1 protein-coding gene is annotated in these 1,031 nt (G+C 61.7%); it reads right to left on the bottom strand.

What is annotated here, in order from left to right; translation table 11 throughout:
• Positions 1–961 (bottom strand): cytosine permease (locus ABT116_RS50285; protein ID WP_351648546.1); only part of this gene is annotated, 961 nt, incomplete at its 3' end.
• Between the last annotated feature and the right edge of the window lie 70 nt (positions 962–1,031).

A 1,031-nucleotide genomic window follows, 5' to 3' on the forward strand; every position in this document is an offset into this window, starting at 1 on the left:
GGGGCTTTCTGAACAGTTCGGCCCCGGCCACACCGAAGGCGTAAGCGGTGTCGGCGTTGCTCTTCCAGAGATTCCCGAACAGCAAGACCAGGCCCCAGCCGACAAGCCCGAGGTTGTAGAGAATCAGCACGAAGTCACCCTCGTGGAACGTGATGGCTCCGATGGCACCGAACAGGATCATCAATCCGTTTCCGAGCAGGAACCCGATAACGCAGGCCCACACCGCTTGTGATCCGGAACGGGCAAACCTGGTCCAGTTGGGCGCTTGCGTTCCCGCCGATACGAACGTGCCGACGACAGTGGTGATTGCGAGCGCGATCGTCATGGTCGTCTGCGGTTGAACCGAGACCAGGCCGGAGAATCCACCGACTTCCTCGAGGGACCGGAACACGACCCAGCAGGCCAACGCCAGGATCAAAGGCGTCGAGACGAGCGAGACCCAATACATTCCGCGGTAACCGTAGCAGGCAGTGATGCACATCAAGACGCTCGCCGCGATCATCACCGACGCTCGCGCGAGATAAGAATCCCAGCCCAACGCCTGCGCGGTGAGATCGCCGATCGTGCCGATGATCACTCCGTACCAGCCGATCTGGGTACCGCCCAGCAGGATCGAAGCGAGCTTGGACCCGCGAGTGCCGAAACTGTAGCGCGCCATCACAACTGTTGTGAGTCCGGTTCGGGCTCCGACGAACCCCATCATGGCGACGTACACCCCCAAGATGGCGGATCCGGCGGCGATCACCACCATCAGTTTCCAGAACGAGAACGCGGTACCGAGCGCTGCTCCGGCCAACATCGTCGGTGTGAAGATGGTGAACCCCAACAACACCACCGCGAGCGAGAAGAACGGCTTTCGTGCATGAAGCGGAACCGGAGTAACGGGATAGTCTGGATCGATCGGGTGGCCTGCGCTCTCCGAATCGCCTGCGACCGTGGCAGGTTCGACGGCGCTGCTCATACAACTTCGCCGATGTCTTCGAGCCACAGGCTCGGGCGCTCGGCCAGCATGCGGTCCATCAGTGCCACAC

Source organism: Streptomyces sp. NPDC002130, assembly GCF_040296465.1.
Classification (GTDB): domain Bacteria; phylum Actinomycetota; class Actinomycetes; order Streptomycetales; family Streptomycetaceae; genus Streptomyces.